Below are 21,390 nucleotides of genomic sequence, written 5' to 3'. Positions count from 1 at the left end.
GCCACCACAACGAGCCGACCCCGCAGGCCACCCGGTGCAATGGACCCGTGACCGCGCCCCCGGACGACTGCCTCGCCCGCAACATGGGGGTCCCCCCGGGTCGAGCGAAGTCGAGAGCTGGGGGAGGATCTGCGGCGAGTACCTGACCAGCCGCCGCCACATCCTGATCGACGCGATCGTCCAGCACCTCCGGCTGACCGCGGTCTCCGTGCTCATCGGCCTCGCCCTGTCCCTCCCGCTGGCCGTCCTCGCCCGCCGCGGGGGCTGGGCGGTCGGCCCCGTCCTCTACTCGCTGACCCTGCTGGTGCGGAACATCCTGGCCTGCCTGCGCGCCGCCCCCGAGGAGACCCGGCAGGCCGCACGCGGCATGGGGTACGGCCCGATCCGCCTCCTGCTCACCGTGGAACTGCTGCTCGCGCTGCCCGCCGCGATGGCCGGACTGCGCATCGCCATGGTGTCCGCCATCTCCCTGGTGACGGTCGTCAACCGGTCGCGCGCGGGCGGCGCCGGGGTGACGAAGGCGCTCGGCGAGCTGAACCACGTACTGACGACCGCGGATCTGGCGTCCAAGAACGAACAGGTCGACAGCTGGCGGCGGTTGGCGTCGGACGTGGCACGGACCTATCTCGAGGACAAGGGTCTGCTGAAGCAGGGCGGTCAGGCCCCTGCTTGAGTCGGGCGCCCTGCTTGAGTCGGGTCCCCGTCTGAAAGGGGCAGGTCAGGAGTCGGGGTCGATTGTCAGTGGCGCCTTGTACCTTGCGGGCATGGGTATCTATCTGGTCAGCAGCAGTGCGCGGGACTGGTTCGACGCGGACGAGGAAGAGGGCGGCCGGGGCGCCGTCGGGGCCCTGCTCAACGAGGAGTTGGGACGGCGCGGGCTGCCGCCGTACACGTCCGTGCCCGAGCCGGCGAAGCTCGTACGGGGCTCGGGGCAGTCGTTCGAGGAGAAGCTCGTGCCTCCCATGGACGGGTTCAGCGCGCTCTGCGAAGCGCACCTGACCCAGGAGGAGTGGGAGCTGCTCTGCGGCTGGACGGTGCTGGTGCCAATCTCCCTCGACGAGCCGATCGTGCTGCCCGTCGCCTCCTCCTACACCGACGAGACCGTGGTCGTGGGCGCGCCTCAAGTGCTCGCGCTCGCGGAGCGGTTGGCGACGGCCGTCGGGCTGCCTGTGGACGAGATACCGGAGGCCTGCGACAACCTCGACCTGACGTACCTGTTCCTCGACGGTCCCGTGAAGGAGCTGGCCGCCGCGCGACCCGGACCGTGGGCCGAGGACCTGGACGCGGCGTTCTACGTGGCGCTGTACCTGCGTGCCGCCCAGCACTCGCTGCGGCGCGGCTGCCCGATGGTCTACTGCTGACGGACCGGCGAGGCGGCGTACGGCTGTCGCGTACGGCACCCGTCAGGCGTCGGCCAACGAGTCGAACGCCACCTGCCCCCACGACGCACCCAGCGCGTCCGCGTCCACCGACCGCCGCAGCGCCTCATGCAGCTTGCCCGGCGTCAGCACACCCAGGGAGCGGGCCCCGTCCAGCACCGCCACCCACCCGGCGTCGTGCTGGAGCATCACCCCGAAGGCCTGCTTCAGGGGCGCGCCCACCGGCACCCAGGCGTTCATCCGGCGGGCGCGGTCGCCGACCGAGCCGCCCGCGCCCAGGTCGTCGATGCCCACCCAGCCGTGCAGGTCACCCTGCGTGTCCAGGACGACCGCCCAGCGCGCACCCTCCGCCCGCAGGCGGTCCGCTGCGGACGCCGCCGCCTCGTCGAGCCGGGCGACCGGCGGCTGCTCCAGATCCTCGGCCTCGATTTCAGTCACCGACAGGCGCTTCAACCCCCGGTCGGCGCCGACGAATTCGGCGACGTACGGCGTCGCCGGTGTGCCCAGCACCGCCCCCGGCGTGTCGAACTGCTCGATCCGCCCCTGCCCGTACACGGCGATGCGATCACCCAGCCGTACCCCTCCTCGATGTCGTGCGTGACCAGCAGCACCGGCGGATCGGCCGCCATCGCCCGCGCCACACCGACCCTCCCCCAGTGCCTGAACGGCCTGGGGGGACCCCCACCGCTGACCGCCGGACAGCTGGTCCGGGTAGCGGGGCCCGTACCGCTTGGGGGCGAGGCCCACCAGGTCGAGGAGTTCGGCGGCCCGCGCCCGGGCCTTCGCCCGCTTCCAGCCGATCAGCCATAGCCGATACGGCGGCGCAGCCGCACCGGGTCCACGGCCGCGATGTCCTCACCGCCCACGTAGATCCGCCCCGAGGTCGGCTCGATGAGCCGGTTGACCATCATCATGGTCGTCGTCTTGCCACAGCCGGAGGGCCCCACGAGCGTGACGAGCTCGCCCTCGGACACCTCGAAACTCAGGTCGTCCACCGCGGTCGTACCGTCCGGATACCGCTTGCTGACCTGCTCGAACCGGATCATGACCTCACGCTGGCGGCGCTCCCGGCACCCCGCTCTTCGTCAGCCCTCCGCACCCGGCGAATGGCTGAAGCTACCCGTCGGCCTCCGTGCTCGCCCGATCACCCACCAGCACCACCTCCAGCGTGCGCGGACCGTGCACCCCCTCGACCCGGTCCAGCTCGATGTCACTGGTCGCCGACGGACCGGAGATCCACGTCAACGGGCGGGCCGCGTCGAGGCGTTCGAGAGCCTGGGGCACGGAGGAGACGACCTGCTCCGGGACCCGTACGACACAGATGTGGTGGTCGGGGACGAGGGTGATGCGGCGACGGCCCTGGTCGGGGGAGCCGTCGAGGACGATGGTGCCGGTCTCGGCGATCGCGACGGCGCACGCCGTGACCACGCTGTCCACGCGGTCGAGCTCGTGCGGCGTGTTCGACCCGGCGTCGGGGATCTGTTCGGCATCGGTGGCCGCCAGCCATCTGGCATCCAGCCCCGGTGGCACGGCGACCGTCCTCGACCCACGCTCCGCGAGCAACCGGCCCACCACAGCGGTCAGTTCGCCCTCCGGGCACCGGTGCACGATCGCCCGGTAGTCCGCGAGGTTCTCCGCCAGCAGATCCACCGTCTCCGCGGCACTCCGCTCCCCGTGCTCGCGCAGATACTCCCGCGGAACCGCCTGCTCGTACGGCGTGTCGTCCTTCGGTACGGACGCCAGCGCGCGCCGCACCCGGCCCAGGACCCGTTCCCTGCTGCTCACTTCGCCCCGCCCTTTCCGCCCCGCGTCCGCTGCCACCAGTCGCGGAACGGCTCCGCCGGTACGGTCGGCAGCTCCCGCGTCCCGCTCCACGCCTTGCCGGGCCCCGGCAGCGAGCGCGGATGGATCCTGCGCGTGCGCGAGGCGAGCCGCTGTCCGCCGCGCAGCGCGCCCGGGTGCGTGAACGCCCAGCGCGCCGCCCGCATCGCCGCCCGCTCGGCGGCATGCCCCTTGGCCGGCTTGAGGACGACCTTGTTGCCCTCGCGGACCACCGGACCGCCCTCCACGACCCGCTCGCGCAGATGCACCAGCACCTCGGGGATGTCGATGGCGACCGGGCAGACCTCGTAGCAGGCACCGCACAGCGACGATGCGTACGGCAGTGAGGCGTCGATCTCGCTCTGCGTGCCCCGGAGTTGGGGGCTGAGGATGGCGCCGATCGGGCCCGGGTAGACCGAGCCGTACGCGTGGCCGCCCGCCCGCTCGTACACCGGGCAGACGTTGAGGCAGGCCGAGCAGCGGATGCAGCGCAGGGCCTGGCGGCCGACCTTGTCGGCGAGGGTGTCGGTGCGGCCGTTGTCGAGGAGGACCAGGTGGAAGGCGCGCGGACCGTCCTCGTCCGTGGTACCGGTCCACATGCTCGTGTACGGGTTCATCCGCTCGGCCGTCGAGGAGCGCGGGAGGGTCTGCAGGAACACCTCCAGGTCCCGCCAGGTCGGCACGATCTTCTCGATGCCGACGACAGAGATCAGCGTCTCGGGGAGGGTGAGGCACATACGGCCGTTGCCCTCGGACTCCACGACGACCAGCGTGCCGGTCTCGGCGACCATGAAGTTCGCGCCGGAGATGCCGACCTTGGCGCGCAGGAACTTCTCGCGCAGGTGCAGGCGGGCGGCCTCGGCGAGTTCGGCGGGTGTGTCGGTGAGACCCTCGGGCGCCGGGCGGCCCCACTCGCTCATCTCGCGCTCGAAGATGTCCCGGATCTCGCCGCGGTTGCGGTGGATGGCGGGGACCAGGATGTGCGAGGGCCGGTCCCTGCCCAACTGCACGATCAGCTCGGCGAGATCGGTCTCGTAGGCGCGGATGCCCTCGGCCTCCAGCGCCTCGTTGAGCCCGATCTCCTGCGTGGCCATCGACTTGACCTTCACGACCTCCGACTCGCCCGTCTCCTTGACGAGTTCGGCGACGATCCGGTTGGCCTCGTCGGCGTCGGCGGCCCAGTGCACCGTGCCGCCCGCGGCCGTGACCGACGCCTCCAACTGCTCCAGATACCGGTCGAGATGAAGCAGCGTGTGGTCCTTGATCCGCTTTCCGGCGTCCCGCAGCGCCGCCCAGTCCGACACCTCCGCGACGGCCTTGGCCCGCTTGGCGCGGATGGTGTGCGTGGCATGGCGCAGATTGCCCCGCAGCGTCTCGTTGCGTACGGCGTCGTGCGCGGCCTTCGGAAAGGCCGGCATCCCCACGAACGTCCCGCTCATACGGCCGGTTCCTCCTCCGTGCTCGCCAGGATCTCCGCGATGTGCACCGGCCGCAGGTCCGTGCTGAGCCGGGCCATCGTGCCGCCGATGTGCATCAGACAGGAGTTGTCGGCCGCGCACAGCACCTCGGCGCCGGTCGACTCGGCGTTGCGCACCTTGTCCGCGCCCATCGCCGCCGAGACGTCGGAGTTCTTCAGCGCGAACGTGCCGCCGAAGCCGCAGCACTCGTCGGCACCCGGCAGCTCCACCAGCTCCAGCCCCTTGACCGACTGCAGCAGCCGCCGGGGACGGTCGCCCAGCCCCAGGCCGCGCAGGCCGTGGCAGGTGGGGTGGTAGGTGACCTTGTGCGGGTAGTACGCGCCGACGTCCGTCACCCCCAGCACGTCCACCAGGAACTCCGTCAGCTCGTACGTCTTCGGCACCACCGGCGCCAGGGTCGCCGCGAGCGTGTCCCCGCGCCCCTCGGCCCGGGCCCGCTCACCCATCCGCGGATACAGCTCCCGCACCATCGCCCCGCACGATCCGGACGGCGTCACGATCGCCTCGTACTCCCCAAAGACATCGGAGAAATGCCGGGCGAGCGGCTCGGCCTCATGGCGGTATCCGGTGTTGTAGTGGGCCTGTCCGCAGCAGGTCTGGGCCATCGGGAAGTCGACCTCGACGCCCAGCCTGGTCAGCAGTTTCACCACGGCGCGCCCGGTGTCCGGATAGAGCGTGTCGTTGACGCAGGTCAGGAACAGGGCGACACGCATCGCGGCTCCTTGTTGTCGATCATCGGATGAGTGCAGCGTAGTCCGGGTGAGGGGTCCGGGGGAGACCCCGGCTCACCGAGCGGCGAGCCGGGCCTCCGCCTCGCGCCAGCGCGCCACGTCGCCGCGCGGTTCGTAGCGGGTCAGCTGCTGTGTCCGGGCGAGCAGCCGCCGCATGTCGGTGCGGTCGCCGACGAGGCCGTCGGTGCGGGCCTGCACGAGGACGTTCCCGAAGGCGGCCGCCTCGGCGGGACCCGCCACGACCGGCAGGCCGCAGGCGTCGGCGGTGAGCTGGCACAGCAAGGCGTTGCGGGCGCCGCCGCCCACGATGTGCACGACGTCCACCCCCCGGTCCGCGAGCAGCTGGGCGTCCCGGACGGCCCGGCTGTGGGCCAGGGCGAGCGAGTCGAGGATGCAGCGCGTGGCCTCGGCGACGGTGTACGGCTCCGGCTGGCCCGAGGCCCGGCACGCCTCGGCGATCCGCTCCGGCATCCGGCCGGGCGCCAGGAACGCCGGGTCGCCCGCGTCCACGACCGACCGCAGTCCCGGCACCTCGGCGGCCGCGGGCAGCAGCACGTCCAGGCCCGGCTTACCCCAGTGCCGCCGGCTCTCCTCGAGCAGCCACAGCCCCATGATGTTGCGCAAGTACCGGACCGTGCCGTCCAGCCCCAGCTCGTTGGTGAAGTTGGCGGCCCTGCTCTCCTCGGTCAGCACCGGCCGGTCCAGCTCCAGGCCCGCGAGCGACCAGGTGCCGGTGCAGATGTACGCGAACCGCTCGCCCTCGGCCGGTACGGCGGCCACCGCGGACGCCGTGTCGTGCGAGCCGACGGCCGTAACCGGCACCGGACCCGCGAGACCGGTCTCCTCCAGCACCTCCGGCCGCAGGAACCCCGCCGGATCGCCGGGCTGCCGCAGGGGGGCGAACAGATCGAGGCGGACGTCAAGCCGGGAGGCCACGCCGTGCGCCCAGTCGCGGGTCCTGGGGTCGATGAGCTGGGTGGTCGAGGCGTTGGTCAGCTCCGTGCCCTGCTCGCCCGTCAGCCAGTACGAGATCAGGTCGGGGATGAGCAACAACCGCTCGGCCTGGCCGAGTTGGGCCGACGCGCGGGCCGCGGCCAGCTGGTACAGGGTGTTGAAGGGCGCGTACTGCAGACCGGTCGCCGCGTACAGCCGCTCCGCGGGCAGGGTCGCCCACACCTTCTCCGCGATGCCCTCGGTGCGGGAGTCCCGGTAGTGCACGGGGTTGCCGAGCAGCGCTCCGTCCGCGTCCAGCAGCCCGTAGTCCACGGCCCAGCTGTCGATGCCGACCGAGTCGACCGGCCCGGCGGCCTTGAGACCGTCCAGGACACCGCCGTAGAGCCCGAGGATGTCCCAGCGCAGACCCTCGGGCACCCGCACGGGCCGGTTCGGGAAGCGGTGGGCCTCCGTCAGCTCCAGGCTGTCGGGGCCGACGTGGCCGACCATGACGCGCCCGCTGGACGCGCCGAGGTCGACCGCGGCGTACGACTTCACGGGCGCGCTCACCGCAGGAACGCGGTCGCGACGCCGGCGTCGACCGGGACGTGCAGGCCGGTGGTGTGCGTCAACTCGCCGCCGGTCAGCGCGAACACGGCATTGGCGACATGCTCCGGCAGCACCTCGCGCTTGAGGATGGTCCGCTGGGCGTAGAACTCGCCCAGCTTCTCCTCGGGCACCCCGTAGACGGCCGCGCGCTGGGCGCCCCAGCCGGCCGCGAAGATCCCGGAACCGCGCACCACGCCGTCCGGGTTGACCCCGTTGACGCGGATGCCGTGCTCGCCCAACTCGGCCGCGAGCAGCCGCACTTGATGCGCCTGGTCGGCCTTGGTGGCGGAGTAGGCGATGTTGTTCGGACCGGCGAACACGGCGTTCTTGGAGGCGATGTAGACGATGTCGCCGCCCAGCCCCTGCGCGATCATCACCCGCGCCGCCTCCCGCGAGACGAGGAAGGAACCGCGGGCCATGATGTCGTGCTGCAGGTCCCAGTCGCGCGCCGAAGTCTCAAGCAGCGGCTTGGAGATGGAGATCCCGGCGTTGTTGACCACCAGGTCGACCCCGCCGAAGGCAAGCGCGGCGGCCTTGAACGCCTCGGCGATCTGCTCCTCGGACGTCACGTCGACGGTCACGGCGACGGCCTTGTCCGACCCGCCCAGCTCCTCGGCCACGGCGGCCGCGTTCTCGGCGTTCAGATCGGCGACGACGACACAGGCGCCCTCGCCGACCAGCCGGTGCGCGATCGCCTTCCCGATCCCGCTGCCCGCGCCGGTGACCAGCGCCACCCGGGTCGCCAGCGGCTTCGGCTTCGGCATCCGCCGGAGCTTGGCCTCCTCAAGGGCCCAGTACTCGATGCGGAACTTCTCCGACTCCTCGATCGGCGCGTACGTCGAGACCGCCTCGGCCCCGCGCATCACGTTGATGGCGTTGACGTAGAACTCGCCGGCCACGCGGGCGGTCTGCTTGTCCTTGCCGAAGGAGAACATGCCCACGCCCGGGATCAGCACGATCGCCGGGTCGGCGCCGCGCATCGCGGGGGAGTCGGGCAGCGCGTGCCGCTCGTAGTAGGCGGCGTACTCCTCGCGGTACTCGGCGTGCAGCTCCTTGAGGCGGGTGACGGCCTCCTCCAGCGGCGCGGTGGGCGGCAGGTCGAGGACGAGCGGCCGCACCTTGGTGCGCAGGAAGTGGTCCGGGCAGGAGGTGCCGAGCGCGGCCAGCCGCGGGTGCTCGGCGCGGGCCACGAAGTCCAGGACCACGTCGGAGTCGGTGAAGTGCCCGACCTGCGGCCTGTCCTGGGAGGCGATCGCGCGGACGTACGGCGCGAGGGCCGCGGCCCGTTCACGACGCTCGTCCTCGGGAAGCGCCTCGTACCCCTCGATCACCGGCCCGAACGGCTCGGCCCTGCCCCGCTCGGCCAGGAACGCCTCCGCGGTCCGGATGATGTGCAGCGAGTTGCGCTCGCACTCCTCGGACGTATCGCCCCACGCGGTGATCCCGTGCCCGCCCAGGACGCACCCGATCGCCTGCGGGTTCGCCTCCTTGACCGCCGCGATGTCCAGCCCGAGCTGGAAGCCGGGCCGCCGCCACGGCACCCACACCACCGTGTCGCCGAAACACTCGGCGGTCAGCTTCTCCCCGTCGGCGGCGCAGGCCAGCGCGATCCCGGAGTCGGGGTGCAGATGGTCGACGTGCGCGGCCTCGACGAGCCCGTGCATCGCGGTGTCGATGGACGGCGCGGCGCCCCCCTTGCCGTGCAGGCAGTAGTCGAACGCGGCGACCATCTCGTCCTCGCGCTCGACACCCGGGTACACGCCCTTGAGCGCCCGCAGCCGGTCGATCCGCAGCACGGCGAGCCCGGCCTCGTTGAGCGTCCCGAGGTCGCCACCGGACCCCTTGACCCACATCAACTCGACGTCACCCCCGGTCACGGGGTCGGTCTCGACGCCCTTGGCGGAGGCGTTGCCGCCTGCGTAGTTGGTGTTGCGGGGGTCGGAGCCGAGCCGATGGGAACGGGCCAGGAGAGCGGCGGCTTCGGGGTGGGGTGCCATGATCGGTTCTCTTCCTTGCGTCGTGGGAACGTCTGCGGGTCTGCGCATGGCGGGGGAGTCAGGCACCCCAGCCGGCCTGGGTACCACCGACACGCTCGGTGGCGATCTGCTGCTGCCATCCGGAGCGGCGGTAGGCGGCGATCGGGTCGGGGTCGAGGCCCAGATCCTGGCGGACCTCGGCGAGCAGCGGTCGTACGTCGGTGTTGTAGGCGTCCATGAGCACGGCGTTCGCCTCCAGCACATCACCTTCGCGCTGCGCGGCCGCCAGCGCCTCCCGGTCGACGAGCAGCGCCTTGGCCGTGGCTTCCTGGACGTTCATCACGGATCGGATGATGGCCGGGATCTTGGCTTCGATGTTGTGGCACTGGTCGAGCATGAAGGCGACGTCGTCGGTGTATCCACCGCCCCGGATCACCTCGTACATGATCCGGAACAGCTGGAAGGGGTCGGCGGCCCCCACCATGAGGTCGTCGTCGGCGTAGAAGCGGGAGTTGAAGTCGAACCCGCCCAGTTTTCCTTCTCGGAGGAGCGTGGCGACGATGAACTCGATGTTGGTGCCGGGGGCATGGTGTCCGGTGTCCACGACGACCTGCGCCTTGTCGCCGAGCTTGAGGCAGTGTGCGTACGCCGTCCCCCAGTCCGGGACGTCCGTCGCGTAGAACGCCGGCTCGAAGAACTTGTACTCCAGCAGCATCCGCTGCCCCTCGCCCAGACGGTCGTAGACCACCGAGAGCGCCGAAGCGAGCCGGTCCTGGCGTGCGCGGATGTCGTCCTGGCCGGGGTAGTTGGTGCCGTCGGCGAACCAGAGCTTGAGGTCGCGGGAGCCGGTGGCGTCCATGATGCCGACGCATTCCAGCAGGTGGTCCAGGGCCTTGCGGCGTACGGCGGCGTCCGGGTGGCAGACGCTCCCGAGCTTGTAGTCGTCGTCCTGGAAGGTGTTGGAGTTGATCGCCCCCAGGGAGACGCCCAGCTCCTGGGCGAACGCCGCGAGCTTGCCGTAGTCGTCCACCTTGTCCCACGGGATGTGCAGGGCGACCGTGGGGGCCACGCCGGTGAACTCGTGCACCTTCGCCGCGTCCCGCAGTTTCTCCCAGGGGTCGCGCGGCACGCCGGGCTGGGCGAACACCTTGAAGCGTGTGCCGGAGTTGCCGTAGGCCCACGACGGCGTCTCGATCCTCTGGGCCGCGAGTGCTGCCTTCGCGGCGGACAGGTCTTGCATGACCACCTCTGAACACTGTTTGAATCGTTTCAGGGAAGCTAACCGCAGCTCCGTGACGGCGTCAAGACGTCGGCAGGCCCACCTCCGGCTCGCATCGTGAGAAACCGAATCTTCTGCGCCGGAACCCTTGACGGAGGGACCTCCCGGCCCCACGATGCCGTGAAACGTTTCATCGACGTTTCAGGACTGGTTACACGTGTCAGTCGTACCGTGTGGACCGGCCCCCGTCCCCGTACTCCTCTCCCCGAAAGGCCGCCTGATGAGCAACGACGCCATCTCCAGCGCGCCCGGAACGCCCCAGGTGACCCGTCCGCAGTGGCGCCTGGCCGTCCTGTCCGGCATGGCCTCGTACCTGGACTCCGGCATCATCGTCTCCTCCGGACTCTCCCTGGGCCTGTGGCAGAGCCGCTTCCACCTGTCCTCCTGGGGGCTGGGCGCGCTGAGCGCCGCCCTGACCTTCTCCATCGCCGTCGGCTCGCTCGTCGGCGGCCGGCTCGCCGACCGGTTCGGCCGCAAGCGCGTGTACGGCATCGACATCCTCGTCTACGCCGTCGGCGCCGCCCTGGTGGTCCTCGCGCCCAACAGCGCCTTCCTGTACGCGGGCATGATCATCGGCGGACTCGCGGCCGGCGCCGACCTGCCGACCTCGCTCGCGATGGTCTCCGAGTACTCCCCGCGCTCGGTCCGCGGCCGGCTGATCGGTGCGACGCAGACCATGTGGGTCGTCGGCATCACGGCCGCGGTCGTGATCGGCTTCGGCACCTCCACGCTCGGCTACCTCTCCGCCCAGCTCCTCTTCGCCCACCTGGCCGTCGTCGCCCTGGTCAGCTGGGTGCTGCGCAACCGGATGCGGCTGTCCCCGGTGCTGGAGGAGGCCGAGGCGGCAGGCGGCGGCGAGAGCATCGACGCACGCGCCCTGCGGCGCCTGGGCGCCCGGCCGATCCTGGTCCCGCTGCTCGCGACCGGCGGCTTCTACCTCGCCTGGAACCTCGCCGCCAACACCATGGGCCAGTACGGCACGTACTTCCTGACCACCGTCAGCGGCGCCTCCCAGACGCTCGCCACCGGCATCAGCCTGGCGGGCCTTCCGGTGGGGCTGATCTGCTCGCTGACGTTCGTGCGGCTCGCCGACACGCCCTGGCGCGACCGGCTCTTCTACGTCTGTGCGGCCCTGCAGGTGCTGGCCTTCGCCGTGGCCGCCGCCACCGGCGGAGCGGTGATCGCGGCGATGATCTTCTTCATGCTGCTCTACAACGTCGTGAACCAGTTCGCGGGCGAGGCCAACTACAAGATCTGGTCCCAGGAGGCCTTCCCGGAAGAGCTGCGCGCCACGACCCAGGGGCTGACCTACGGCCTCAGCCGGGCGCTGTGCGGCCTCGCCGGTCTGGCCACCCCCACTCTGATGGCGGCCAGCGGTTCCGCCGTCCTGTGGATCACCACGGCGTGTGTCGCGGTGTCCGGGGTGATGGGCGTCTGGATCGTCCGTGGCATCGCCCCGCAGGGCCGGGCCCTGACGGCCGCCGCCGTCCCGCAGAAGGAGGTCATCCGTTGAAGGTCGCCGCACCCGTCCTCGAACACCACCGTGAACCGCTCGGCATCGGGGAGCCCCGGCCCCGCCTGAGCTGGCGCACCGAGACCGGCACACCGGACTGGACCCAGCGGGCCTACCGGATCGAGATCACCGACGCCGAGGGGGCCGTGCTCGCCGACACCGGGCGGGTGGAGAGTGCCGAGCAGGTACTGGTGGAGTGGCCGGGCCCGGCGCTCGGCTCCCGCGACCGGGTCGGGGTGCGGGTCCGGGTGTGGGGCGAGGGCGCCGAGCCGTCCGCCTGGTCGCCGGTCACCCGCGCGGAGACCGGACTGCTCGCCCATGGCGACTGGACCGCACGCCCCGTCACCCCCGACCGCGCGCCCGCCGACACCCCGCTCCCGCCGGCCCTGCTGCACCGCGCCTTCACCCTCGGCAAGCCGGTCGCCGCGGCCCGCCTGTACATCACCGCGTACGGCGTCTACGAGGCCGAGATCAACGGCACCCGCGTCGGCGACCACGTCCTCGCCCCCGGCTGGACCTCCTACCACCACCGACTGCGCTACCAGACCTTCGACGTCACGGACCTGCTCCGCGAGGGCGACAACGCCATCGGCGCGCTCCTCGGCGAAGGCTGGTACACGGGCCGGCTCGGCTTCCACGGCGGGCGCCGCAACCTCTACGGCGACCACCGTGCCCTGCTCGCCCAACTGGAGGTCACCCACCCCGACGGCACCCTCACCACCCTGGGCACGGACGAGACCTGGCGTACGACGACCGGTCCGATCCTGCGCTCGGAGCTGTACGACGGCGAGGTGTACGACGCCCGGCTCGTACGGCCCGGCTGGTCCGAGCCGGGGTACGACACCTCCGACTGGTCGCCGGTCACCGAACTCCCGCGTCCCGAGGCCGAGTTGGTGGCACCCACCGGCCCGCCCGTGCGCCGCACCGAGACGCTCACGCCGGTCGACGTCCTCACCACACCCTCAGGGAGGACGGTTCTCGACTTCGGGCAGAACCTGGTCGGCCGCCTGCGTATCCGGGTCTCCGGCCCGGCCGGCCACACGGTCACCCTGCGCCACGCGGAGGTCCTCGAACACGGCGAACTCGGCGTCCGGCCCCTGCGCCAGGCGGCCGCCACCGACACCTACACGCTCGCCGGCACGGGCGTGGAGACGTACGAGCCCCGCTTCACCTTCCACGGCTTCCGCTACGCCGAACTCGACAACTGGCCCGGCGAGTTGGACCCGGCCGCGGTCGAAGCCGTCGTCCTGCACACCGACATGGAACGCACCGGCTGGTTCGAGTCCGCGCACGAACTCGTCAACCGGCTGCACGAGAACGTCGTGTGGGGCATGCGCGGCAACTTCCTCGACATCCCCACCGACTGCCCGCAGCGCGACGAACGCCTCGGCTGGACCGGCGACATCCAGGTCTTCGCCCCCACGGCGTCCTTCCTCTACGACTGCTCGGGCATGCTCGGTGGCTGGCTGCGCGACCTCGCCGCCGAACAGCTCGCCCGGCCCGACGGATCACCGCCGCTGGTGGTCCCCGACATCCTGCCCGCCTCCTTCGGCGGCACCCCGCACGCGGTGTGGGCCGACGTCGCCGTGCTGGTGCCGTGGACGCTGTACCGCCGCTTCGGCGACCTGGAGGTACTGCGCGTCCAGTACCCGAGCATGCGCGCCTGGGTGGAGTGCGCGGCCCTTCTCGTCGAGGAGGGCGGCGGCCTGTGGCGGCAGAATTTCCAGCTCGGCGACTGGCTGGACCCGGCCGCCCCGCCCGAGGACCCCGGCGCCGCCCGCACCGACGGGGACCTGGTCGCGAACGCCTACGTCGCCCGCTCGGCCGACGTACTCGCCGAGACGGCACGGCTGTTGGGGGAGAAGGACGACGCCGTACGGTACGAGGAACTCGCCCGGTCCGTACGGGCCGCGTTCGCCGAGGAGTTCGTCACGCCCGGCGGGCGGATGTCGAGCGATGCGCAGACCGCGTACGCCCTCGCCCTGTGCTTCGCCCTGCTGCCGACGGAGCGTCAACGGCAGGGCGCGGCCGAGCGGTTGGCGTTCGTCGTGCGCAAGGCCGGCTTCCGGATCGCCACCGGGTTCGCCGGCACGCCGCTGATCTGCGACGCGCTGTGCGCGGGCGGGGAGCCGCAGCTGGCGTACCGGATGCTGCTGGAGGAGGGCTGCCCGTCCTGGCTGTACCCGGTGACGATGGGGGCCACGACGGTGTGGGAGCGCTGGGACTCGATGCTGCCCGACGGGAGCATCAACCCTGGTGAGATGACCTCCTTCAACCACTACGCCCTCGGCGCCGTCGCCGACTGGCTGCACCGGACGGTGGCCGGTCTGGAGGCCGCCGAGCCAGGCTGGCGGCGACTGCGCGTCGCGCCCGTCCCGGGCGGCGACCTCACGTACGCGAAGGCGGCGCACGAGACGCCGTACGGCCGTGCCGAGGCGGGCTGGCGGATCGAGGGCGACACGCTGGTGGTGGAGGTGCTCGTGCCGCCCAACACCCGGGCGGAGGTCCAACTCCCGGGCGAGGAAGAGCCGTTCGAGATCGGCTCGGGCCGCCGCACCTTCCGGCGGCCGTACAGCGCACCAGCTTGGCCGCCGGCCGCGATCCGGCACCCGTTCAGCAGCCCCGAGTAGCCGGCCCGCAGTGGTGCTCAGGCCAGGAACGCGGGCCTGAGCACCTCCTCGCACCACTGCCGGAAGCCGGTCGGGCTGGGCTGCGCTGTGCGGTGCTCCTCGTCGTAGACGCCCGCGTTCTGGGCCTTGGTCATGTCGACGAGCGCCTGCGCCCACGCCTCGTTCACACCGTGCTCCAGCGCGGTCGCCCGGAGCGCGTCCAGGGAGACCTGCTGGTAGCGGACCGGCCGTTCCAGCACCTCGGAGACGACCCGCACCACACCCTCGGGGGTCAGGGTGTCCGGGCTCACCAGGGGCACCTCACCCTGACCGGTCCAGGAATCGTCGCGCAACAGCTCGACGGCCTTCGTGGCGATGTCCCGGGTGGCGATGAGCCCGACGGTACGGTCCGCGGTGTACGGCCAGAAGAGGACGCCCTGGTTCCTGATCGCGTCGAGCTGCCGCAGCAGGTTCTCCATGAAGCCCGCCGGGCGCAGCGCCCGGAACCGCACACCCGTCCCCGCCATCAGGTCCTCACCGGCCTGGGCCGCCGACAGCAGACCGGCGTTCTTCTCGATGCCGCGGCCCATGGTCGAGACGGCGACGACCCGCTGGACGCCGTGGCCGGAGATCGCCTCGCACGCCGCCCGGGTCGGGTCGAGGACGTGCGCGTCGACGTCCGGTGCGGCCGGGTCCGGCGGCACCAGCCAGAACACGGCGTCCGCGCCCGCGAACGCCTTCATGAGGACATCGGGGTCCCGGTGCGAACCCTGGACGACCTCGACCCGGTCACGCACGGCGGGGGAGAGCCGGGCGGGATCGCGTGCGATCACCCGGACCGGCTCCCCACCGTCGAGGAGGCCGTCGACGACCTGCCGTCCGATCTGACCGGTGGGCGTGGTGATGACAAGCATGCGGAAGCTCCAAGAGAGTTGACCGGAAAGGCGGTCGAGACCTGGGCCGGACGCCCGGTGACCGCCTGCACCGATCCTGCGCCGGGGCCCGCGGAGACGGAAGGACCGCCCGGATCCCGCTTGTTACCCTCTGGGTCATACCGAACCGGAGGTGCCAGGCCATGGAGTCCCGGTCACTGCGCTACTTCGTCGCCGTCGCGGAGGAACTCAACTTCGCCCGCGCCGCCGAACGCCTGGGCATCTCCGCCCCGCCCCTCTCACGCGCCATCCGCAAGCTCGAAGCGGACCTGGGCGTCACGCTCTTCGAGCGCACGACCCACAGCGTGACCCTGACCCCGCCCGGCACCGTCCTCCTGACCGAGGCCCGGTTCGCCCTGGAAGCCCTGCACGCGGCCGCCCGGCGGGCCCAGCGCGCCGCCGACCCGCACCCCAAGCTGGTCCTGGCGGTCAAGGCCGACGGCGAGGCGGGCCTGCTGGAGTCGATCCTGGCGCGCTACGCCACGGAACCCGCCGCCCTCCCGGTGACGATCCGTCTCTCCGGCTGGGGCGAACAGGTCCGTCTGCTGCGCGCGGGCGAGGCGGACGCGGCCCTCCTCTACGAACCCTTCGACCGCACGGGCCTGGACGCCGAGACGGTGACCGTCGAACCCCGCCTCGCCGCCATCCCCGCCACCCACCCCCTGGCGTCCCGCACGGACCTCACCCTGGCCGGCCTGTCCCTGCCGGGCGACGCGCAGAGCCTGGCCCGCTATCTCGACACGATCGTTGCGCGACACGGCATAGCTGACCTACCGCAACTGATCACCTTGGTGGAACTGGGCGAGATCGTGACCCTCCTCCCGGAATCGGTCACGACCCGCTACCCCCGCCCGGGAGTCGCCTACCGCAAACTCCCGGACGCCCCACCGGCCACCCTGTCGATAGCCTGGCCCCAAAACTCCCGCTCAACGGCAACGGCAGCGTTGGTCCGCATTGCGACATCAGTGGCATGAGGCGCCCCTTCAGGGGCGCGGGGCTGTATTGATATGCGGCTCCGCCGCGTGGGCGCGACCAGCCACAACGAGCCCGCAGCCGGCGAACAACAAGACCCGGCAGACGAGTAGCCGCTCAGGCCCCCCACCCGGCCTGCTGCCCCCCAACCCGCTCCTCAACGATCTTCGCAGCCCACCCGGACCGCCGATACGCCCCCATCGGATCCCCGTCCAACCCCATCTCCCCCCGCACCTCGGCGAGCAACGGCCGCACATCCGTGTTGTACGCGTCCATCAGCACCGCGTTGGCCTCCAGCACGTCACCCTCCCGCTGAGCCACCGCCAGCGCCTCCCGGTCGACCAACAGCGCCTTCGCCGTGGCCTCCTGCACGTTCATCACCGACCGGATGATCGCCGGAATCTTCGGCTCGATGTTGTGGCACTGGTCGAGCATGAACGCCACATCAGGCCCGTACCCCCCACCCCGCACCACCTCGTACATGATCCGGAACAGCTGGAAGGGATCGGCCGCCCCCACCATCAGATCGTCGTCGGCATAGAAGCGGGAGTTGAAGTCGAACCCGCCCAGCTTCCCCTCCCGCAGCAGCGTCGCGACGATGAACTCGATGTTGGTCCCCGGCGCGTGATGGCCCGTGTCCACCACGACCTGCGCCTTCTCCCCGAGCTTCAGGCAGTGCGCGTACGCCGTCCCCCAGTCCGGGACGTCCGTCGCGTAGAACGCCGGCTCGAAGAACTTGTACTCCAGCAGCATCCGCTGCCCGTCCCCCAGCCGCTCGTACACCTCCGCCAGCCCCTCCGCCAGCCGGTCCTGCCGCTCGCGGATGTCGTCCTGCCCGGGATAGTTCGTGCCGTCGGCGAACCACAGCTTCAGATCCGTGGACCCGGTCGCGTCCATGATGTCCACGCACTCCAGCAGATGGTCCAGCGCCTTGCGCCGCACCGCCGGATCCGCGTGACAGATGCTGCCGAGCTTGTAGTCGTCGTCCTGGAAGGTGTTGGAGTTGATCGCCCCGAGCTTCAGCCCGAGATCCTCCGCGTACTTCGCCAGCGCGGCGTAGTCGTCGACCTTGTCCCACGGGATGTGCAGCGCCACCGTCGGCGCCACCCCGGTGACGGCATGCACCTGCGCCGCGTCGGCCAGTTTCTCGCGGGGATCACGCGGAACGCCCTGCTGGGCGAACACCTTGAACCGGGTGCCCGAGTTCCCGTACGCCCACGACGGCGTCTCGACTGCCTGGGTCTTGAGCGCGGCCTTCACCGCGGCGAGCTCGGTCACTTCGGGGCTCCTGTGACGTCGGTCCGGAACAGCTTCTTCGCTGTGTCTGGATGAATCGATTCAGAAGGGCAAGCTAAGAGCCCCCCGAAGGGGTGTCAAGCATTCGCGCAGGCCCTGTTGCCCGTAGCCTGACCGTGACCTTTGGCTCTCGAAGGAGTCTCGAAACTTTTTCGGGCTCGACCCATTGACGTGACATCTCCGGCGCGCCTAACGTCCCGGCAACCAAGTTGAAACCTTTCACGACGTCGTGAGGGCCTCCAGGAGGCCTCCCGGGCGTCGTCGAGGAGCCCCTCATGACCCACCCGTCCGACGCGGGTCCGGCCCCGGTGCTGGCGCTGGAGGACATCTCCAAGTCCTTCGGGGCCGTACGCGCCCTGCGCGACGTGTCCCTGGAGTTGTTCCCCGGCGAGGTGCACGCACTCGCCGGCGAGAACGGCGCGGGCAAGTCGACCCTGATCAAGACCCTTGCGGGCGTGCACCGGCCGGACGCCGGCCGGGTGCTGCTCGACGGCGAACCGGTCGTCTTCCACGGCCCCGGCGACGCCCGCGACGCCGGCATCGCCGTGATCTACCAGGAGCCCACGCTCTTCCCCGACCTTTCGATCGCCGAGAACATCTTCATGGGCCGCCAGCCCCGGCGCGCCATCGGCCGCATCGATCACAAGGCCACCCATGCCGCGACGCTGGCGCTGATGCAGCGCCTCGGCGTCGAACTCGACCCCGACCGTCCGGCCCGCGGCCTGTCCATCGCCGACCAGCAGATCGTCGAGATCGCCAAGGCGCTCTCCTTCGAGGCCCGCGTCCTGATCATGGACGAGCCGACCGCCGCCCTCACCGGCAGCGAGGTCGCCCGCCTCTTCGGCGTCGTCCGCACCCTGCGCGAGCAGGGTGCCGCCGTGCTGTTCATCTCGCACCGGCTTGAGGAGATCTTCGAGATCTGCCAGCGGGTGACGACGCTTCGCGACGGCGCGCTGATCTCCAGCGAGCCGATCGACGGCATGACCGAGGACGATCTCGTACGGCGCATGGTCGGCCGCGACCTCGACGAGCTGTATCCCAAGCAGGACGTCACGCCGGGTCAAGTGGCCCTGAGCGTAAGGCGGTTGACCCGCGAGGGTGTCTTCACCGACGTCTCCTTCGAAGTACGGCACGGCGAGATCGTCGGTCTCGCGGGGCTGGTCGGCGCCGGTCGCACCGAGGTGGCCCGGGCCGTCTTCGGCATCGACCGCTGGGACGGCGGCGAGGTCGAGGTCCAGGGGCGCAAGCTCGTCAACGGCGCCCCGTCCACCGCCATGGCCGCAGGCCTCGCGCTCGTCCCCGAGGACCGGCGCGCCCAGGGTCTGGTGATGGACATGTCCATCGAGCGCAACATCGGCCTCACCGGCCTGCGTACGACCGTCAGGGCGGGCCTCGTCGACCGCGGCGCCGAGCGCAGCCGGTCCCTCGACTGGGCCGTCAAGCTCCAGGTCAAGTACGCCCGGATCGCCGACGCCGTCTCCACGCTGTCCGGCGGCAACCAGCAGAAGGTCGTCCTCGCCAAGTGGCTCGCCACCGGCCCCAGGGTGCTGATCGTCGACGAGCCCACCCGCGGCATCGACGTCGGCACCAAGGCCGAGGTGCACCGGCTGCTCAGCGAGCTGGCCGCGGACGGTGTCGCCGTCCTGATGATCTCCTCCGACCTGCCCGAGATCCTCGGCATGGCCGACCGCGTGCTCGTGATGCACGAGGGCCGCCTCACCGCCGAGATCCCACGCGCCGAAGCCACCGAGGAAACCGTGATGGCCGCAGCCACCGGGAGGGCCGCCGCATGACGGTGACCACTCCCAGCGAAACCCCCGTCGCCGAGGTACCCAAATCCAGCGGCACCCGGCTCGTCGACCGCGTCTTCAAGATGCGCGAACTCGCCATCCTGGTCGTCTTCCTGGTGATGATCGTCATCACCCAGATCGGCAACAGCGACTTCCTGTCCGAGCAGGGCATCAAGGACCTGCTGCTGAACGCGACCATCCTGGTGCTGGTCGCCACCGGCCAGGCGCTGGTGGTGATCACGAGGAACGTCGACCTGTCGGTCGGCTCCACGCTCGGCATCTGCGCCTTCGCCGCCGGCGACTTCCTGCACGGCGGCGGCAACCCGGTGGTCGCCATCCTGCTGGCGATGCTGATGGGCGTCGGCTTCGGCCTGCTCAACGGCCTCCTCGTCAGCCTCGGCCAGGTGCCCGCCCTCGTCGTCACCCTCGGCACGCTCTACATCATCCGCGGCATCGACTCCATCTGGGTCGGCTCCCGCCAGATCACGGCGGCCGACCTCCCCGGCGGCTTCGTCGACTTCGGCTCCGGCGGCATCTCGGCGGTGCCCTGGCTGGCGCTGATCGCGCTGGCGGTGCTGGTGGCGACGGCGTACTACCTCAAACACTTCGGCAGCGGGCGGGAGTTGTACGCCCTCGGCTCCAACCCCGAGGCGGCGCGGCTCGCCGGCATCCCGGTGCGCAAGCGGATCCTCGCCGCCTACACCTTCTGCGGCGGTCTGGCCGGACTCGCCGGTGCGATGTACCTGGCCCGCTTCGGGAACGTCGACTCCAGCACCGGCAACGGCTACGAACTCACCGTCGTCAGCGCGGTCGTGGTCGGTGGTGTGGTCTTCACCGGCGGCTCCGGCAGCGTGTACGGGGCGGCGCTCGGCGCGCTGCTGCTGACCTCCATCAACAGCGTGCTGCCCGCCCTCGGCGTCAGCTCCGTCTGGGTACTCGCGATCAACGGCATCCTGCTCATCCTCGCCATCGCGGTCGACCGGATCGTCGCCCTGCGGGTGGCCTCCACCCTGAAGAAGACGGCCGCGAAGAACTCGGCCGTGAAGAGCTCGGCCGCGAAGAAGGGGAATGCCGGCCATGCCTGAGTCCTTGACGCGCGCGATCCGCTGGGACACGGTCGTCGGCGCCCTCCTGGTGGTCCTCCTGCTGCTGTCGTTCGGCACGGTCGACGGCTTCGGGAACGCGCTGAACCTGTCCTTCCTGATCGGCAACACCCTGCCGATCGCCCTGATCGCCCTGCCGATGACCCTGCTGGTCGTCGCCGGTGAGATCGACCTGTCCGTCGCCTCGACGGCCGGTCTGTCCGGCGCGGTGATGGGCAAGCTGTGGAACGAGGGCATGGCGATCGAGACGATCATCCCGCTGTGCCTGCTGCTGGGTGTGGTGTGCGGGCTGGTCAACGGTCTGCTGGTCACCCGGCTCGGGTTGCCCTCCCTCGCCGTCACCATCGGCACCCTCGCCGCCTACCGGGGCATCGCACAGATCGTGCTCGGCTCCGACGCGGTGACCGACTTCCCCTCGCAGTACCTGGACTTCGCGGCCGGACGCGTCGGGAACAGCTTCCTGCCGCAGGCCTTCCTGCCCTTCCTGGTACTGCTGGTCGTCGCCGTCGTGGTGCTGCACGCCACGCCGTTCGGGCGGTCGCTGTTCGCGATCGGCGCCAACGAGGAGGCGGCTCGGTTCGCCGGCATCCGCGTCAAGCGGCACAAGCTGATCCTGTTCACGGTGACGGGTCTGATGGCCTCGCTCACCGGGATCTTCTGGGCGCTGCACTACGCCAGCGCGCGGTACGACAACGCGACGGGGCTCGAACTGTCCGTCGTGGCCGCGGTGCTGCTCGGCGGCATCGACTTCGACGGCGGCAAGGGCACGTTGGGCGGCGCCATCGCCGGGGTCTTCCTGCTCGGGGCGCTGCAGAACGTGATGAGCCTCCTGAACGTCTCCGCTCAGTCGCAGATCGTCGTCACCGGCGTCCTGCTCGTCATCTCCGTGCTCGGCCCCCGGGTCGCACGGCAAATCTCCGTAGCGAGGGCGGGACGCAGAGCCGCCGCCTCGACTCCGACGTCGTAACT

General features: G+C 71.1%; 16 protein-coding genes and 1 pseudogene. 8 read left to right on the top strand and 9 right to left on the bottom strand.

Translation table 11 applies throughout. From position 1 onward, the window contains the following. Positions 1 to 67 precede the first annotated feature (67 nt). Both ABZ848_RS08550 and ABZ848_RS08545 read left to right on the top strand, forming a co-directional pair. Positions 68 to 673 carry a hypothetical protein gene (locus tag ABZ848_RS08550; protein WP_360828611.1) on the top strand — a complete coding sequence of 202 codons (606 nt, stop codon included), beginning with the start codon at positions 68 to 70 and terminating at the stop codon, positions 671 to 673. Positions 674 to 764: 91 nt separating this feature from the next. Then, complete coding sequence (locus ABZ848_RS08545) at positions 765 to 1,361, top strand: hypothetical protein (RefSeq protein ID WP_360827400.1); 597 nt, start codon at positions 765 to 767, stop codon at positions 1,359 to 1,361. A gap of 42 nt (positions 1,362 to 1,403) precedes the next feature. Here the strand turns inward: ABZ848_RS08545 and ABZ848_RS08540 are convergent. The 7 genes and pseudogenes from ABZ848_RS08540 to rhaI (ABZ848_RS08510) form a co-directional block, all read right to left on the bottom strand. Then, positions 1,404 to 2,425: pseudogene (locus ABZ848_RS08540) on the bottom strand (ATP-binding cassette domain-containing protein). 70 nt (positions 2,426 to 2,495) lie between these two features. After that, positions 2,496 to 3,164, bottom strand: a complete 669-nt coding sequence (locus ABZ848_RS08535) for a lactate utilization protein C (RefSeq protein ID WP_360827397.1) — start codon at positions 3,162 to 3,164, stop codon at positions 2,496 to 2,498. Then, positions 3,161 to 4,639, bottom strand: a complete 1,479-nt coding sequence (locus ABZ848_RS08530) for a LutB/LldF family L-lactate oxidation iron-sulfur protein (protein ID WP_360827394.1) — start codon at positions 4,637 to 4,639, stop codon at positions 3,161 to 3,163. Before ABZ848_RS08530 ends, ABZ848_RS08535 begins: the two co-directional genes overlap by 4 nt. Further along, a complete protein-coding gene (locus tag ABZ848_RS08525) occupies positions 4,636 to 5,391 on the bottom strand; it encodes a (Fe-S)-binding protein (protein WP_360827391.1) in 756 nt (251 codons plus the stop codon). Before ABZ848_RS08525 ends, ABZ848_RS08530 begins: the two co-directional genes overlap by 4 nt. 72 nt (positions 5,392 to 5,463) lie before the next feature. Continuing rightward, positions 5,464 to 6,912: a rhamnulokinase family protein gene (locus ABZ848_RS08520; RefSeq protein ID WP_360827388.1), complete on the bottom strand. Its 1,449-nt coding sequence runs from the start codon at positions 6,910 to 6,912 to the stop codon at positions 5,464 to 5,466. Then, a complete protein-coding gene (locus tag ABZ848_RS08515) occupies positions 6,909 to 8,948 on the bottom strand; it encodes a bifunctional aldolase/short-chain dehydrogenase (RefSeq protein ID WP_360827385.1) in 2,040 nt (679 codons plus the stop codon). The genes ABZ848_RS08520 and ABZ848_RS08515 overlap by 4 nt, the downstream gene beginning before the upstream one ends. A gap of 58 nt (positions 8,949 to 9,006) precedes the next feature. Further along, positions 9,007 to 10,167, bottom strand: a complete 1,161-nt coding sequence (gene rhaI, locus ABZ848_RS08510; protein WP_360827382.1) for an L-rhamnose isomerase — start codon at positions 10,165 to 10,167, stop codon at positions 9,007 to 9,009. Between the two features lie 259 nt (positions 10,168 to 10,426). On the opposite strand from rhaI (ABZ848_RS08510), the gene ABZ848_RS08505 reads away from it, so the two are divergent. Continuing rightward, entirely contained in the window at positions 10,427 to 11,719 is a 1,293-nt protein-coding gene (locus ABZ848_RS08505; RefSeq protein WP_360827380.1) for an MFS transporter, read from the top strand. Then, on the top strand, positions 11,716 to 14,349 hold the full coding sequence (locus ABZ848_RS08500; protein ID WP_360827377.1) for a glycoside hydrolase family 78 protein: 2,634 nt from the start codon (positions 11,716 to 11,718) through the stop codon (positions 14,347 to 14,349). The genes ABZ848_RS08505 and ABZ848_RS08500 overlap by 4 nt, the downstream gene beginning before the upstream one ends. Before the next feature lie 17 nt (positions 14,350 to 14,366). On the opposite strand, the gene ABZ848_RS08495 is transcribed toward ABZ848_RS08500, so the two are convergent. Then, positions 14,367 to 15,242, bottom strand: coding sequence for an NAD(P)H-binding protein (locus ABZ848_RS08495; RefSeq protein WP_360827374.1), 876 nt, complete (start codon positions 15,240 to 15,242; stop codon positions 14,367 to 14,369). Between the two features lie 161 nt (positions 15,243 to 15,403). Between ABZ848_RS08495 and ABZ848_RS08490 the strand changes: the two genes are divergently transcribed. Then, positions 15,404 to 16,234: a LysR family transcriptional regulator gene (locus ABZ848_RS08490; protein ID WP_360827371.1), complete on the top strand. Its 831-nt coding sequence runs from the start codon at positions 15,404 to 15,406 to the stop codon at positions 16,232 to 16,234. A 115-nt stretch (positions 16,235 to 16,349) separates the two neighbouring features. Here ABZ848_RS08490 and rhaI (ABZ848_RS08485) read toward each other — a convergent pair whose 3' ends face one another. Further along, a complete protein-coding gene (gene rhaI / locus ABZ848_RS08485) occupies positions 16,350 to 17,510 on the bottom strand; it encodes an L-rhamnose isomerase (protein ID WP_360827368.1) in 1,161 nt (386 codons plus the stop codon). Between the two features lie 293 nt (positions 17,511 to 17,803). Between rhaI (ABZ848_RS08485) and ABZ848_RS08480 the strand changes: the two genes are divergently transcribed. From ABZ848_RS08480 to ABZ848_RS08470, 3 genes are read left to right on the top strand one after another with little or no spacing between them, the layout of a single operon-like run. Continuing rightward, complete coding sequence (locus ABZ848_RS08480) at positions 17,804 to 19,321, top strand: sugar ABC transporter ATP-binding protein (RefSeq protein WP_360827365.1); 1,518 nt, start codon at positions 17,804 to 17,806, stop codon at positions 19,319 to 19,321. Continuing rightward, positions 19,318 to 20,403, top strand: a complete 1,086-nt coding sequence (locus tag ABZ848_RS08475) for an ABC transporter permease (protein ID WP_360827362.1) — start codon at positions 19,318 to 19,320, stop codon at positions 20,401 to 20,403. Before ABZ848_RS08480 ends, ABZ848_RS08475 begins: the two co-directional genes overlap by 4 nt. Continuing rightward, positions 20,396 to 21,388 carry an ABC transporter permease gene (locus tag ABZ848_RS08470; RefSeq protein WP_360827359.1) on the top strand — a complete coding sequence of 331 codons (993 nt, stop codon included), beginning with the start codon at positions 20,396 to 20,398 and terminating at the stop codon, positions 21,386 to 21,388. Before ABZ848_RS08475 ends, ABZ848_RS08470 begins: the two co-directional genes overlap by 8 nt. Positions 21,389 to 21,390: the final 2 nt, after the last annotated feature.

It is taken from the genome of Streptomyces sp. NPDC047081, assembly GCF_040643775.1.
Classification (GTDB): Bacteria; Actinomycetota; Actinomycetes; order Streptomycetales; family Streptomycetaceae; genus Streptomyces.
Note: the sequence above shows the minus strand (reverse complement) of the source record. Positions and strands in the feature narration are given on the sequence as shown.